This window comes from Chitinophaga rupis, from assembly GCF_900109685.1.
Classification (GTDB): Bacteria; Bacteroidota; Bacteroidia; order Chitinophagales; family Chitinophagaceae; genus Chitinophaga; species Chitinophaga rupis.
This window is the reverse complement of the sequence record NZ_FOBB01000004.1, coordinates 209,581-223,618: the sequence shown is the minus strand read 5'-3', so window position 1 is coordinate 223,618 and position 14,038 is coordinate 209,581. Positions and strand designations below refer to the sequence as shown.

Annotated in this window: 11 protein-coding genes; 9 read left to right on the top strand and 2 right to left on the bottom strand. The window is 48.7% G+C overall.

What is annotated here, in order from left to right; genetic code table 11:
- Positions 1-61 precede the first annotated feature (61 nt).
- Entirely contained in the window at positions 62-2,719 is a 2,658-nt protein-coding gene (locus BMZ54_RS17790; protein WP_089914770.1) for a valine--tRNA ligase, read from the bottom strand.
- 292 nt (positions 2,720-3,011) lie between these two features.
- Between BMZ54_RS17790 and BMZ54_RS17785 the strand changes: the two genes are divergently transcribed.
- The gene (locus tag BMZ54_RS17785) at positions 3,012-4,136 is read left to right on the top strand and encodes a hypothetical protein (protein ID WP_143081050.1); all 1,125 of its coding nucleotides are present in this window, start codon (positions 3,012-3,014) and stop codon (positions 4,134-4,136) included.
- 37 nt (positions 4,137-4,173) lie between these two features.
- A complete protein-coding gene (locus BMZ54_RS17780; RefSeq protein ID WP_089914763.1) occupies positions 4,174-6,288 on the top strand; it encodes a M64 family metallopeptidase in 2,115 nt (704 codons plus the stop codon).
- A 470-nt stretch (positions 6,289-6,758) separates the two neighbouring features.
- Here the strand turns inward: BMZ54_RS17780 and BMZ54_RS17775 are convergent, their stop codons facing one another.
- Entirely contained in the window at positions 6,759-7,778 is a 1,020-nt protein-coding gene (locus BMZ54_RS17775) for a threonine aldolase family protein (RefSeq protein WP_089914760.1), read from the bottom strand.
- 314 nt (positions 7,779-8,092) lie between these two features.
- On the opposite strand from BMZ54_RS17775, the gene BMZ54_RS17770 reads away from it, so the two are divergent.
- From BMZ54_RS17770 to BMZ54_RS17740, 7 genes are all read left to right on the top strand, one after another.
- On the top strand, positions 8,093-8,950 hold the full coding sequence (locus BMZ54_RS17770; RefSeq protein WP_089914758.1) for a sigma-70 family RNA polymerase sigma factor: 858 nt from the start codon (positions 8,093-8,095) through the stop codon (positions 8,948-8,950).
- A gap of 165 nt (positions 8,951-9,115) precedes the next feature.
- Positions 9,116-9,988: a DUF4249 domain-containing protein gene (locus BMZ54_RS17765; protein WP_089914755.1), complete on the top strand. Its 873-nt coding sequence runs from the start codon at positions 9,116-9,118 to the stop codon at positions 9,986-9,988.
- A gap of 27 nt (positions 9,989-10,015) precedes the next feature.
- Positions 10,016-10,999 (top strand): thioredoxin-disulfide reductase, encoded by a 984-nt coding sequence (trxB, locus tag BMZ54_RS17760; RefSeq protein WP_089914752.1) that lies wholly within the window; start codon positions 10,016-10,018, stop codon positions 10,997-10,999.
- A 131-nt stretch (positions 11,000-11,130) separates the two neighbouring features.
- Positions 11,131-11,481, top strand: coding sequence for a dihydroneopterin aldolase (locus BMZ54_RS17755; RefSeq protein WP_162277588.1), 351 nt, complete (start codon positions 11,131-11,133; stop codon positions 11,479-11,481).
- Between the two features lie 215 nt (positions 11,482-11,696).
- Positions 11,697-12,455, top strand: coding sequence for a tetratricopeptide repeat protein (locus BMZ54_RS17750; RefSeq protein ID WP_089914747.1), 759 nt, complete (start codon positions 11,697-11,699; stop codon positions 12,453-12,455).
- Positions 12,456-12,582: 127 nt separating this feature from the next.
- Complete coding sequence (locus BMZ54_RS17745) at positions 12,583-13,461, top strand: DUF3822 family protein (RefSeq protein ID WP_089914744.1); 879 nt, start codon at positions 12,583-12,585, stop codon at positions 13,459-13,461.
- Entirely contained in the window at positions 13,452-14,012 is a 561-nt protein-coding gene (locus BMZ54_RS17740) for an RsmD family RNA methyltransferase (protein WP_089914742.1), read from the top strand. Before BMZ54_RS17745 ends, BMZ54_RS17740 begins: the two co-directional genes overlap by 10 nt.
- The last annotated feature ends 26 nt before the right edge of the window (positions 14,013-14,038 follow it).

Here is a 14,038-nt window from a genome sequence, read left to right as displayed (position 1 = left end):
CCGCTTCCACAGCATAACACAAACAGCGTTTAGCCTTCGGCGTTCAGCGTTCAGCCTCCCTCTACATCGTCTTCAAACTCTCCGTGATCGCCCGTATCTTCTCTTCAGCATCCGCTTTCTTCTTCCGCTCAGCGGCTACTACTTCCGGTTTGGCATTCGATACAAAACGTTCATTCCCCAGCTTCTTTTCTACTGATTCCAAAAAGCCCTGCTGGTATTTCAGGTCAGCTTCCAGCTGCTCTTTCTGCGCGCCGGTATCCAGGGTATGTTCTGTCTCCAGGTAAAATTTATCTTTCTGCACCACCAGTGTAATGCTGCCGGCCACCGCTGTTTTCGTATATACAACAGCTTTAGCATTCACCTGCTTGGCCAAAATGCTTTCAATTTGCTTAAAAGCATTTTCGTGCACAGTATCAATATGCAGCGTAATAGGATCTTTAGGTTTTATCTGATGCTTATTACGCGCATCGCGTATGCTGCTGATCACTTCCTTTGCCAGCGCGCCTTCTACCAGCGTAGCATGATGCGGGGCGGCAGGGGTTGCAAATTGTTTTACGATCAGGTCATCACCGGCATTGCGTGCTTGCAGCTGCTGGTAAATTTCTTCCGTTACAAACGGCATAAAGGGGTGCAGCAGCTGCATCAGCTGGTCAAAAAAGTCCAGTGTTTTGCGGAATACTGCAGCATCAATAGGCTGTTCAAAACCAGGTTTCACCCATTCCAGGTACCAGCTGCAGAAATCGTCCCAAATCAGGCTGTAAACGGTTTTCAGCGCTTCACTCAAACGGAAGTCCTTAAACAGGTCTGCCACCTGGCCCTGTACTTCCAGCAAGCGGCTCTCAAACCACTTCACAGCGAAGTTCCCTTCAACTGCCAACTGCCCGCTGCCAGCTTCCGACTGTCTGCCTTCCCACATCTTCACCAGCTTCAGCGCATTCCATATCTTATTACAAAAATTACGGCCCTGCTCACAGCTGGCATCATCAAACAGCAGATCATTACCAGCAGGGGACGAGATCATGATCCCAAAACGCACAGCATCTGCACCAAACTGGTGGATCAGCTCCAGCAGGTCGGGCGAGTTGCCCAACTGCTTACTCATCTTACGCCCCTGCTTATCGCGCACCATACCGGTAAAGTATACATCGCTGAAAGGCTTTACCTGCTTGTATTCCAGCCCGGCCATAATCATACGTGCCACCCAGAAGAAAATAATATCCTGCCCGGTTACCAGCACAGAAGTAGGGTAGTAGTAGTTAATATCTTTATTATCCGGCTGGCTGATGCCGTTAAATACTTCTATAGGCCATAACCAGGATGAGAACCAGGTATCCAGCACATCTTCATCTTGCCGCAGGTCCTCAACCCGTAATCCGGCATTCGTAATCCGTAATTTCTCCAGCGCTTCTTCCGCAGTTTCCGCTACTTCAAAGTTTCCGTCCGGTGCGTAAAAGGCCGGTATGCGCTGGCCCCACCACAGCTGGCGGGATATACACCAGTCCTTCACATTCTCCATCCAGTATTTGTAGGTAGCCAGGAAACGGTCGCCGGGGTGTATACGCACATCCCCGTTCACCACTGCATCCAGGGCGGGTTTGGCCATTTCAGCCATCTTCACAAACCATTGGGTGCTAATGCGCGGCTCTACCACCGTATCAGGGTTACGCTGGCTGTAACCCAGGCGGGTTGTGTATTCCTGCTCTTTTACCAGCAGGCCCTGTTCCTGCAAAGCAGCCACGGTTTTCTTACGGGCCACAAAGCGGTCTTCACCAATAAATACGCCGGCAGCAGCGCTCAGTGTGCCGTCTTCATTCAGCGTATCTACGATCTCTAAGTTATGTTTCAGGCCCAGGTTATAGTCATTGATATCATGCGCAGGGGTTACCTTCAGCGCACCGGTACCAAAAGCCGGGTCTACATATTCATCAAATATTACCGGCACTTTACGGTTCACCAGCGGCACTACGGCATAGCGGCCTTTCAGGTGCGCATAACGTTCATCATTGGGGTTTACGCAAATAGCAGTATCGCCCATAATGGTTTCCGGGCGCTGGGTGGCAATGGTAATATAGTCGCCGGTAGGGTTGTTCTCACTATCTACAATAGCATAGTTCACATAATACAGCTTACCCTGCAGGTCCTTATAATCCACCTCCTCATCGCTCAGGGCCGTTTTAGCCTTGGGATCCCAGTTGATCATGCGGGCGCCCCGGTATATCAGTCCTTTCCGGTACAGGTCTATAAATACTTTTATAACAGCCTGGTAATAATGGTCGTCCATGGTAAAGGTTACCCGGTCCCAGTCACAGGAGCAGCCCAGCTTTTTGATCTGCTGGTAAATGATGCCCCCGTATTTTTCCTTCCACTCAAAAGCATGTTGCAGGAATGTTTCCCGGGTAAGCTGCGATTTCTCGATGCCCTTTTCCCGTTTCAGCATATCCACCACCTTGGCTTCCGTAGCAATAGAGGCATGGTCAGAACCCGGCACCCAGCAGGCATTAAACCCGCTCATGCGGGCGCGCCGTACCAGTATATCCTGTACAGTCTCATTCAGGGTATGCCCCATGTGTAATACCCCGGTTACGTTAGGCGGCGGTATTACCACGGTAAAAGCAGGTCGGCCATCCGGCTGGCTCCTGAAATATCCTTTGTCCATCCAGTGCTGATACCATTTCTCTTCCGTAGCTGCCGGCAGGTAATTCTTTGATAATTCTTCCATGCAATTCAAATATAAGTCTGCAAAAATAAAGGAGATTAGGCATAGATGGAAATCACCCCGCCTTCCCCGTCAGCTAAAAAAATGCTTTTTTAGCAATTATCATTATAAATCCACCACTTATTAAAGTTTTCTAGCCAAATGCGTACTTTCCTTTTCTCAATATCCTTAGGCATACTAATATTGCATATATATTTACAAGTTTAATAACCCCTGGTTTGTTAAGAGAAAGCATATTGCAAACTGGATAATGTACTGTTTTTCAATTTTTTTTCATTTACCCCAAACAAAAAGCATGAAACAGCTATTCTACAGCCCCATTGCTGATGGCAAATGTAGCCCTGTGCTACCTTTCAACAGCATCGGTCAGCGCTACGGTACCAACCGTACACCGAACACCACCCCTAACCGGATCAAACAATTATTAATGGCCGTATTATGCAGCGCCCTGGTTTATCCGGCCACGGCAGCGCACCACAACGCCACACCGGCTGCCGCTTACCACCTGCGGGCAGAGGTGAACATCCGGTACGACAGCAAAAGCGGCAAAATGTCTATCAAAGCCACTGACGCACCTTTGTCAGATCTGGTAAGCAAGCTGGAAGCCGCCTACAACATCCGCTTGTTTGTAATGGAAGTATCTATGGATACTAAAGTTACCTGTGATGTGCAGGACAAGTTCATTGACGATGCCCTGCGCGAAGCACTGCCGCCATCCGCCCGTTTCTTTTACCGTTTTATGAACGGGAGCACGGAAGTGGAAGACCGCAAACCGGAGGCCCGGCAGGTACGTTCACGTATTACCAGCGCCACCGCCATTAAAACGCAGCTGAAAGCACAACCCGTGGCCATGGGCATTAGACCGGCCGAAGCGGTTGTAACAGAAAAAAGAACCGCTCGCACCACCGTCATAGCCAGCCGGGCCGGTAATATGCCCACACAGGTAGCTGCCACCAGCATACGCGCACAACAGCTGGTAGCCTTACCCCAGCAAACAGATGACTATTATGTAAAAGTAACCGTGAAAGTAACCCCCAATGGCTATGAGCCGGTAAGCTACACCAAGGTGCGGGGCAACCTGGTGAATGATAGCACCGCCTCCGGCGATTTTGTGTACCAGCTAAAGGATAATGGCAGGGACGTATACACCGCTGCTATTGATGATCCGCTGGAGCTGCACAGCTATTCACCCGATGGCAGCCACAAAATATTGCAGGCCAAAGAAACCTACATTAACATCACCCTTCCCAAACAGGTATTGGACAAGAATGCAGTAGCAGCGCCTACCCTGGAATTTTCCCGCATCCGCGGTGACGTAGTGCCGGAGAACCGTAACATAAAAATGCTGCAGGCCACCACGCTGCAACGCAAAGGCCTCATCAGCACCGAAGCGCTGCAAAAAGTGATACAAAGAAAATAACCTGTAACCACCACACATACCCCAAAGAAAACAAGTCATGAAAAAGATCCTTTTCAGCATATTTATATGCTGCACTATAAGCGCAGCCCTAAAAGCGCAAACCGTAACAGAAGTGTTGCGCAACGGCTCCAATGGCGCCAAGCTAAACCTGGTGATCATAGGCGATGGGTTTACCGCCGCCGACCAGGCCGCATATAACACCCACGTAACAAACCTGGTAAAGAACCTTTTTAGTAAAGATCTGTACGATGAAACGATGGATGCGTATAACATTTACCGCATCAACGTAAACTCCACACAGTCCGGCGTAACCAAGGTGAATGCCAGCGGTACCGTAACCACCGCACGCAACACCGCCCTGGATTACCGTTACAGCGGTATCTGGGACCGCTGCTGGATGGAGCCCGGTCCTAACACCGCCACCCGCCTCAATGATCTGCTCACCACCCTGGTGCCGCAATACAATTATGTATTCATTATTCTGAATGAAACCGGTTTTGGCGGCTGCGCCGGCGGCGGCAAGCTGGCCATTACCCGTGGTTCGGATGATAATGATCCGGGATGGTCTACCGCAGCGCATGAAATGGGCCACATGGTAGGCCTGCTGGCAGATGAGTATACCGTGAACTGCGATAACTACACCAGCGAAGAACCTGCCCAGGTAAATGTAACCAAGAACACCAACCGCGCTACTTTAAAAGGGGAGTGGAAGAATTTTGTACCCGCTTCCCGCCCCGTACCCACCATTTCCGGTTGCAGCGCTGCTAACCCCTCCGGTAATGATACGGATGAAGATGCCGGCCTGTTTGAAGGCGCCCAGTACACCGGCCTTGGCAAGTTCCGCCCTGCCTATAACTGCCGTATGAAAGGTAACTCGCCCCTGTTTTGCCCCGTATGTTATAACCAGATGCAGACAAGGGTAAAACCTTACCGCAGCTATAATTTCAACAACTCTTACGCAGGTGATTTTACCGGCGATGGTAAGGGCGACCTGGTAGTACATTATGGCAACAGCATCTCCATGTACAGTTCTGATGGTACTAAAATGAACCACGTATTCACCGGCACCGAAAGGGTGAACACCGGCGGGTCCAGCTGGCAGTTTAAACCCGGCGATAAATTTTATGTGGCCGATTTTGATGGCGACGGTAAAAAGGACCTGTATGTATTCAACAGCGGCGACTGGGGCAGCTACGGCCCTTACTTTGGCCTGTTACGCTCTACCGGCACCGGTTTCGACTGCGTAAAACGCTACGATAAAACCCTGGAAGGCTGGCAAATGTCAGCAGGCGATGATTTTTATGTAGGCGATTTTGATGGCGACGGCAAAGAAGATTTCTACATTGTGAACACCACCACCTGGAGTACCAGGTATGTAGGCATGATGAAAGCCGCCTCCAACAAAATGAGCTTCATAAAAAGGTATGATAACAACCTGGGGGCACCCGGCTACTGGATCATGGCTAAGAACGATAAGTTCTACGTAGGCGACTTTGACGGTGATAAAAAAGCCGACCTGTACATGGCCAACCTGAAAGACTGGACCACCAATTATGTAGGCATGCTGAAATCCACCGGCGCCACGCTGAACTGCATCCGCGTGTTTAATAACACCCTGCCCGGCTGGACCATGGCCGATAACGATCAGCACCTGGTGGGTGATTTTGATGGAGATGGGAAAGCAGATATGTATATATTTAATGGTACCAACTGGAACCCGGAATACCTGCTGATGCTGAAATCTACCGGCAGCAACCTTTCTTACGTAAAACGTTTTGATGGCGTAATACCCGGCTGGGAAATGGCCCCCAATGATCGTTTATACGTTGCCGATGCCAACGGTGATGGTAAAAAGGACCTGTACATTTTTAATACCAGCAACTGGGATAAAGAGTACCTGGGCATCCTCACCTCTAACGGTACCACTTTGAGCGGCACCTGGCAAAAGGACTGGATAGGCAGCTGGAACCTGGGCAGCGTAGATAAGCTGGCTGTTACCAACTTCAATGGTGGCTCCGGTTGGGACGATCTGTTTATTTACAATACCGACTGGTTTGGGATGCTGCGCTCCAATACCACCAGCTTATCGCAGGTGTACATTAGTCCCAATTACATTCACAACTTCAAGTATCATAAGTTAGGCTGGTGGTAAGCCGCCCTTTCTTACAAAATAAAAAGCCGGGTCTCAGGACCCGGCTTTTTATTTTGTTATTTGGTTATTCAGCTGGTATAAAACACAATCATTAATTATTCATTATTAATTATTCATTCCCTTTTTCCATGTCTTTCCTATGTGTTTCTCATGTCTTTCCCTACTGGATCCCATGTGTTTCCCTAGTGAATCCCTGGTGCATCCCATGTTAAAAGCGCATGCACTCCCTGTTAAAGGCGCATACCATTCAGGGTAAAAGCGCATAAAGGTCTCTTTCCGCACTACTCATTCCCCAGACCGTCGTTCGTTGTATGTAGTCCGTGGACTGAATACTGAATACCACGCACTACTACTCCCGTGAACCAGGCTATGAACCATCGACTACTTCAGGCGCTCTGCCAATCCAAGATAAACTACTCCCGCGCTCTATGCTATGGACCATGGACCATGGACGGCGGCCGAAGGCCGCCTTAAGCCATCCCTTCAATCACCTCACAGGTCCTGGCTACCATTTCCGGCGTAATATCCAGATGCGTTACCATTCTTACCTGTGTGCTGGAAATAGGCATTACTTTAATACCCTCCCTTATCAGGTGTTCTGCAAAAGATATTGGGTTCCAGCTGCCAATTACTTCAAAGATAAGGATGTTCGTTTCCACCGGCAGCATATGACCGGTAAAAGTTTTTTCCAGTAAAGCGTTGGCGATCTGTTTGGCGTGTATATGATCCTGTTCCAGCCGCTGTAAATGGTTTTCCAGTGCATAGATCCCGGTGGCCGCCATATATCCGGCCTGCCTTAATCCACCGCCAAATTTTTTACGGATGCGGCGGGCTTCGCGGATGAATGCTTCGCTGCCCAGCAGCACAGAGCCCATGGGGCAGCCCATGCCTTTGTTAAGGCAAACGGAAATAGTATCAAATACACCACCATAAGCTTTAGGATCCTGCCGGGTGGCGATCAGGGCATTGAACAGGCGGGCGCCATCCAGGTGCAGGGCCAGCTTATGCTCCTCGCATATGCTTTTGATCTTCACCATTTCTTCCCAGTCATAACAGCAGCCGCCACCCCGGTTAGAGGTATTTTCCAAACATACCAGGGAGGTACGGGCCTTATGTACATCATCGGGGTTAATGGCAGCCGCTACTTCGGCAGCATTGATCATGCCGCGCTCCCCATGAATGGGGTGTACCTGGGCGCCGGCATTAAAAGCAATGCCACCGCCTTCATAAATATATACATGCGCCTGGTGGCCGCAGATCACTTCATCGCCGGGCAGGGTATGGGCTTTAATAGCCACCTGGTTGCTCATGGTGCCGGAAGGGCAGTACAGGCCTGCCGCTTTGCCAAAAAATTCTGCCATCATGGCTTCCAGCCGGTTTACGCTGGGGTCTTCTCCAAATACATCATCGCCGGTTTCTGCTTCCGCCATGGCCTGTAACATACCAGGAGTAGGGCGGGTAAAGGTATCGCTTCTGTAATCTATGGTCATTTTCGTTAAATGGTTTGCAATGGAATTAAGTATAAATTAGTTAAGATTTTAATTTAAAGGTGGTTTATTATCAATTGTTAAAAATTGTATAAACTGGCAAAATTACCCACTAAATGGCTATTAAAATCCGTTATAATAGAGTATTTTGTTAACAGCAAAGTAACACCTGTAAGGAATTTGGTAGAGTGGAGTATTAGCACGATCTTTGCAGGCTATTTTAGCGAAATAGGAAATTTTACAAGATATAAAATTTCTCAATTGCAACAAAATTAACGCTACGCTGTTAATTATTTAATAAACCAATTCACTTTAATATGAGGCAACTTAAAATTGCCACCCAGATCACCAACCGTGATTCGCAGGCGGTAGAAAAATACCTGCAGGAAATATCAAAGATCCCTTTGTTAACACCTGAGGAAGAGACTGTTTTGGCACAACGTATTAAAATGGGTGACCAGAAAGCTCTTGAAAGACTTACAACCGGAAACTTGCGTTTCGTAGTTTCTGTAGCTAAACAATATCAACACCAGGGGCTGAGCCTCAGTGACCTTATTAATGAAGGCAATTTAGGGTTGATCAAAGCCGCACAGAGATTCGATGAAACAAAAGGTTTCAAGTTCATCTCATACGCCGTATGGTGGATCCGCCAGTCCATTTTGCAGGCGTTGGCAGAGCAGGGCAGATTAGTCCGCTTGCCTCAAAACAAAATTGGCACTTATAATAAAGCGAACAAAGCTTACATGGCATTTGAACAGGAGAATGAAAGAGAGCCTTCTACAGAGGAGCTTGCAGAGATCCTGGAAATGTCCGAATCGGAAATAAACAACATTTTCCAAAGCAATACACGCCATATGTCTTTAGACGCCCCGGTACACGAGGCAGAAGATGTAGCCATGGGCGATTTGCTGGAAGGAGGCGATATTACCGATGATGATGTAATGCGGGATTCACTGCGCGAAGAAATTCGCCGGGTCTTAAAATCCTTGAGCCCGCGGGAAGCAGAGATCGTGAACGCTTATTTTGGTCTGGATGGTGAAAACGGAGCAACAATTGAACAGATCGGACAAAAGTACGATCTCACCAAGGAAAGGATCCGCCAAATCAAGGAACGCGCCATTAAGCGGCTGCAAAAAGCCCGTTACAGTGGCTCATTGAAATCCTATTTAGGATAAAGATGATTTACGATTGTAGATTTACGATTTTAGATTTGATGAAGGCCGGAAACTACTTTTATCAGATCGTAAATTTAAAATCTCAAATCTAAAATATAAACACCGGCTGTATATCATGGCCGGTGTTTTTTTATTACCCCGCGTAACCGTACTTTTGTAAGCTATATGCGTATCCAAACCTTGTTCCTTGTTGGTTGCTGCGCATTTGCCGCCTGTGAAAAAGACGTGACAGTGGACCTTCCACAGGGAGAGGCGCAAATGGTAATAGAAGGAACAATAGCCACCGGTAAGTATCCCGAAGTGATACTTACGCGCAGCCTCAGTTATTTTAGCCATATTACAGTTGATCAGCTCAAAGCAGCCTTTGTGCACGGCGCCGTTATTACCATATCAGATGGTGCTAACACCATGCAGCTGAAGGAATTCTCTAAAGACACTACCAATAAGGTAAAGTGGTATTATTATGCTGCAGACACCACACTGGCAGGTGCCTTTAAAGGAATAAACGGTAGCAGTTATACACTTCGTGTAGCCGTGGCAGATACTGTGTACCAGGCAGTTACCACCATTCCGGCCACCGGCATGGTTATCGACTCACTCTGGTCAACCGGTACCAGTCAGGGCGATAATTTAGCTAAGCTAATGGCCCGCATAGCGGACCCGCCGCAAAGTGGTAATTATGTACGTTATAAAACCGCAAAGAATGGAGGAGTATTCCGGCCAGGAATCAACTCAACCATCGATGATCAGATCGTGAATGGCACCCACTTTAATATAATGCTGGAGGCCGGGCACGACAGAACACAGGAGATCAACTATGATACCTACGGGTATTTTAATAAAGGAGATAGCGTACGTATAGAGTTCAGCAACATTGACAAAGCCACTTTTGATTTCTGGCGGTCGCTGGATTTTGCATACGCCAGTAACGGGAATGTTTTCGCGTCGCCCATACAGGTAAGAGGCAATATACAGGGCGCATTAGGCTACTGGGGCGGTTATGAAACCACTTACAGAAGCATTAGGATCAGGAAATAGTAGACATAATATAGATTAGTATTTAGTATGGAAAACACACAACAGCAGGAACATGTACATGTTTTGATCATAGGTTCCGGGCCGGCAGGTTACACCGCTGCTATTTACGCAGCCAGGGCCAACCTGAAACCGGTGTTGTACCAGGGTATTCAGCCCGGCGGACAACTAACTATTACTACAGAAGTAGAGAACTACCCCGGTTATCCCCAGGGCATACAGGGGCCGGAAATGATGGTGGATTTTGAAAAACAGGCAGCCCGCATGGGAGCCGACATACGTTATGGTATGGCCACCTCCGTTGATTTCTCCGTTCGTCCCTATAGAGTGGTGATCGAAGAAGAGAAGGTGATCACTGCCGATGCCGTGATCATTGCCACCGGCGCATCCGCCAAGTGGCTGGGCCTCCCTTCTGAACAGCGCCTGAACGGTAGCGGCGTAAGCGCCTGCGCCGTGTGCGATGGTTTCTTTTTCCGTGGTAAAGAGGTAGCCATTGTAGGCGCGGGCGATACCGCTGCAGAAGAAGCCCTGTACCTCTCCAAAATGTGCACCACCGTGCATATGATCGTGCGCCGCCATGAAATGCGTGCCTCCAAGGTTATGCAGGACAGGGTAATGAAAACCTCCAACATTATTGTATACTGGAACTCCGAAACCAAGGAAGTGCTGGGCGATAAAAAGGTGGAAGCAGTAAGGCTGATCAACAATCAGACGAATGTTGAAACCGATATTCCCGTAAGCGCATTCTTTGTAGCCATTGGCCACCAGCCTAACTCTGGTATTTTTAATGGTTTTGTGGAGATGGATGAGCAGGGATATATAAAAACCATCCCCGGCACCTCCTGCACCAATGTAGAAGGGGTATTTGCCTGCGGCGATGTACAGGATAAAATATACCGCCAGGCAGTAACAGCCGCCGGTAGCGGTTGTATGGCCGCCCTGGATGCAGAAAGATACTTATCCGCGCTGGAACACAGCACCCTGCAGCCAGGCCAGCTGGAACACAGTAATTAGGTCTTTTGCTGATAACCCGGGTGTAAAACCCGGTCCACCGGCAATTTTGTATATCCATTCATATGCAATGTACAAATGAGCAGATGTTAGCATCTTACCATTTGCACATTTGCATATTTTCACATTTGCGCATGTTAACAATCGCCCTGGAACAACTTAAATTCCGCGCTTTTCATGGTTTTTACCCTGAAGAGCGGATCATCGGGAATGATTTCATCCTGGATGTGTATGTGACCATTGCAGATACCATCCCGGTAGATGAGCTGTCGGACACCGTTAACTACCAGGATATTTTTACCATTGTAAAAGCGGTAATGGCCGTTCCTCAGCCCCTGCTGGAGCAGGTGGTGGCCGGCATCAGCCACACCATCCGGGAAAGGTACCCCCGGGTTAAAAAAACAGTGGTAACCCTCCGCAAAATGAACCCGCCCATGGGCGCAGAGGTACGGAACTCCCTGGTATCGCTGGAAAAAGAGTATTAAGCACAAAGCATAAAGCACAAAGCATAAAGCATAAAGGGTAAAGCATAAAGCCTGGGCCTTCATCAGGGCATAGGCAGCAAAAAGCAATCAGCTTTATGCCTTCTGCCTTAAGCTTTCAGCCTAAAAAAAGCAGCTTTTGGCTTTCTGCTTTCAGCTTTACGCTTTATTAAATATTATTATTATTTTTATATAAATAAAAAAAACTAACCCACCCTATGGCACAAAAGTTCATGATGGCCGCCCTTTGCCTGCTTTTTAGCACCGGCGCCCTATACGCCCAGAGCGTGGATGAAACCTTAGATCAGGCCAGGCAGTTGGAAAAGCAAATGAAAGAGGCAGAGGCCCTGGCTAAATACAAGGAAGTACTAAAGGCGCAACCCACTCAGCTGGAGGCACTTATAGGTGCCAGTGAGCTAAGCTCCCGCGAAGGCAACCGCCAGAAAGAAAAGGAAGATAAAACCCGTTACTTTAACGAAGCAAAAGAATACGCCGCAGAGGCCCTGAAGGCCGCCCCTAACGATGCCAATGCCAACTATGCAATGGCCGTAGCCATGGGCCGGCTGGCGCTTATTTCCGGCGCCAAGGAAAAAGTAGCTGCTTCCCGCGATGTAAAGAAGTATGCGGAGCTGGCCATTAAGTTCAACCCGAACTATGGGCAGGCATACCATGTGCTGGGCAAATGGAACTATGAGGTGGCAAACCTCAGCTTCCTGGAAAAAAATGCTGCCAAAGCCTTATTTGGCGGGCTGCCGGATGGTTCTATGGATCAGGCCATTGCCAATTATGAAAAATGCCGCAAGCTGGATCCCGGGTTTATTTTGAACTATTATGAACTGGCCCGCGCCTATAATAAGAATGATCAGCAAACCCTGGCTATGGATGTGCTGCGCAAAGCCGTTACCCTGCGCCCTGTAACCCAGGACGATCCCGGTATTAAGGCGGAGTGCAAGAAAATGCTGGAAGAACTACAGTAAAGCCTGAAGCGCAAAGCAGAAAGCATAAAGCTGGCTTCAAAAAGCACTGGCAGCAAAAGGTGATCAGCTTTCTGCTTTCACCTTTCAGCTTTTCGCCTTAAATTGCTGCTTCATTCACAAGTACAATATGTCCGTAACATATAATATGCAGCCGGCATTTGCAGTAGACGATGCCTCTTTGCTGGAAACGGACCTTACCACCTGTCACCTGCTGGTGCTGGTAGGCCAGGGCACTTTCAGCTACGTAGTATTTGATCCTGCAGGAGGAAAGTTCCTGGCGTTGAAGTCATATAATTTCCAACCGCAAAAGCTGGCCGTGGCCGACCTGGAAATGATCGAGCGGGTATTTGATGCAGACAAGCTGCTCTTTACCGCCTTCAAATCCGTATTGCTGGCCTTTGATGCCTCTGTAAGCACCCTGGTGCCGGAAAACCAGTACAGCCCGCAGCTGAAAAAGGATTTCCTGCATATGGTATACCCCGAAAAGCTGCAGGAAGCCGTGCTGGCCGATGTTTTACCACCACCAATGTCCTTAGTGAATGTGTATGCGGTTGATAAAGACCTGCTGGGCTTTTTACGCAAAGAGTTCTCGACAGACCGTGTAGTGCACGCACACTCCGCACTGCTGCAGGCCTACCCTTATGATTTTGATTTCCGTAACCACGATGGCGTAGCCTATATTATGGCCCAGCGCAACCGGTTCACCATTACCATATATGCCGCCGGCAAGCTGCTGAACCAGCAGGAGCTGCCCTATCAATCCGGGCTGGATATAGTATACCACCTGGTAAATGCCGTACGGGTACTGGGCCTGGATGAGCAAAAGGTAAAGGTAAAGCTGGGTGGCCCGCTGGCCAAGGATTCAGATATTTACCAGGAGCTGCATAAGTTTGTACCCCACCTGGAGTGGGTGCAGCGCCTGCCGGAGTTCCAGTATATTGGCAAAATGCAGGAAATGCCCGGTTACTATTTCCATAACCTGTATGCCCTGGCCCTATGCGTATAATAGGAGGGGCATATGGAGGAAGAAGGTTTCAGCCGCCTGCCAACATGCCCCATACCCGGCCCACCACGGATATAGCTAAAGGCGGCTTGTTCAATATCATTGAAAACAACCTGGATATACCTTCCCTTAAAACACTGGATATCTTTGGCGGTACCGGCAGCATCAGCTACGAGCTGGCTTCCCGCGGCGCCACAGATCAAACCATTGTGGAAAAGGACCCGGACATGGCCGCCTATATTGAGAAAACAGCACAGGCGCTGGATATTCATACCCTGAAGCTGTTCCGCATGGATGTATTTAAGTTCCTGCAGCAGTGTACCGATAAGTTCGACTTTATTTTTGCCGGCCCGCCCTACGCACTTACCACCATAGACCAGCTGCCGCTGGTAATATTTGAACGGCAGCTTCTGAACCCGGAAGGCTGGCTGGTGCTGGAACATACACCACGTAACAATTACAAGCATTATAACTACTACCGTACGGAACGCAATTACGGTACTACTATATTTTCTATTTTCATTAACCGGGAAGAGCTGCGGCAGCACAGCTAAAGGCCCGGTATGCAACTATTTGACCA

Coding starts and splice junctions, on each gene's coding strand:
- BMZ54_RS17790 (WP_089914770.1), bottom strand. CDS start 2,719: ATGGAAGAATTATCAAAGAATTACCTGCCGGCAGCTACGGAAGAGAAA.
- BMZ54_RS17785 (WP_143081050.1), top strand. CDS start 3,012: ATGAAACAGCTATTCTACAGCCCCATTGCTGATGGCAAATGTAGCCCT.
- BMZ54_RS17780 (WP_089914763.1), top strand. CDS start 4,174: ATGAAAAAGATCCTTTTCAGCATATTTATATGCTGCACTATAAGCGCA.
- BMZ54_RS17775 (WP_089914760.1), bottom strand. CDS start 7,778: ATGACCATAGATTACAGAAGCGATACCTTTACCCGCCCTACTCCTGGT.
- BMZ54_RS17770 (WP_089914758.1), top strand. CDS start 8,093: ATGAGGCAACTTAAAATTGCCACCCAGATCACCAACCGTGATTCGCAG.
- BMZ54_RS17765 (WP_089914755.1), top strand. CDS start 9,116: ATGCGTATCCAAACCTTGTTCCTTGTTGGTTGCTGCGCATTTGCCGCC.
- trxB (WP_089914752.1), top strand. CDS start 10,016: ATGGAAAACACACAACAGCAGGAACATGTACATGTTTTGATCATAGGT.
- BMZ54_RS17755 (WP_162277588.1), top strand. CDS start 11,131: ATGTTAACAATCGCCCTGGAACAACTTAAATTCCGCGCTTTTCATGGT.
- BMZ54_RS17750 (WP_089914747.1), top strand. CDS start 11,697: ATGGCACAAAAGTTCATGATGGCCGCCCTTTGCCTGCTTTTTAGCACC.
- BMZ54_RS17745 (WP_089914744.1), top strand. CDS start 12,583: ATGTCCGTAACATATAATATGCAGCCGGCATTTGCAGTAGACGATGCC.
- BMZ54_RS17740 (WP_089914742.1), top strand. CDS start 13,452: ATGCGTATAATAGGAGGGGCATATGGAGGAAGAAGGTTTCAGCCGCCT.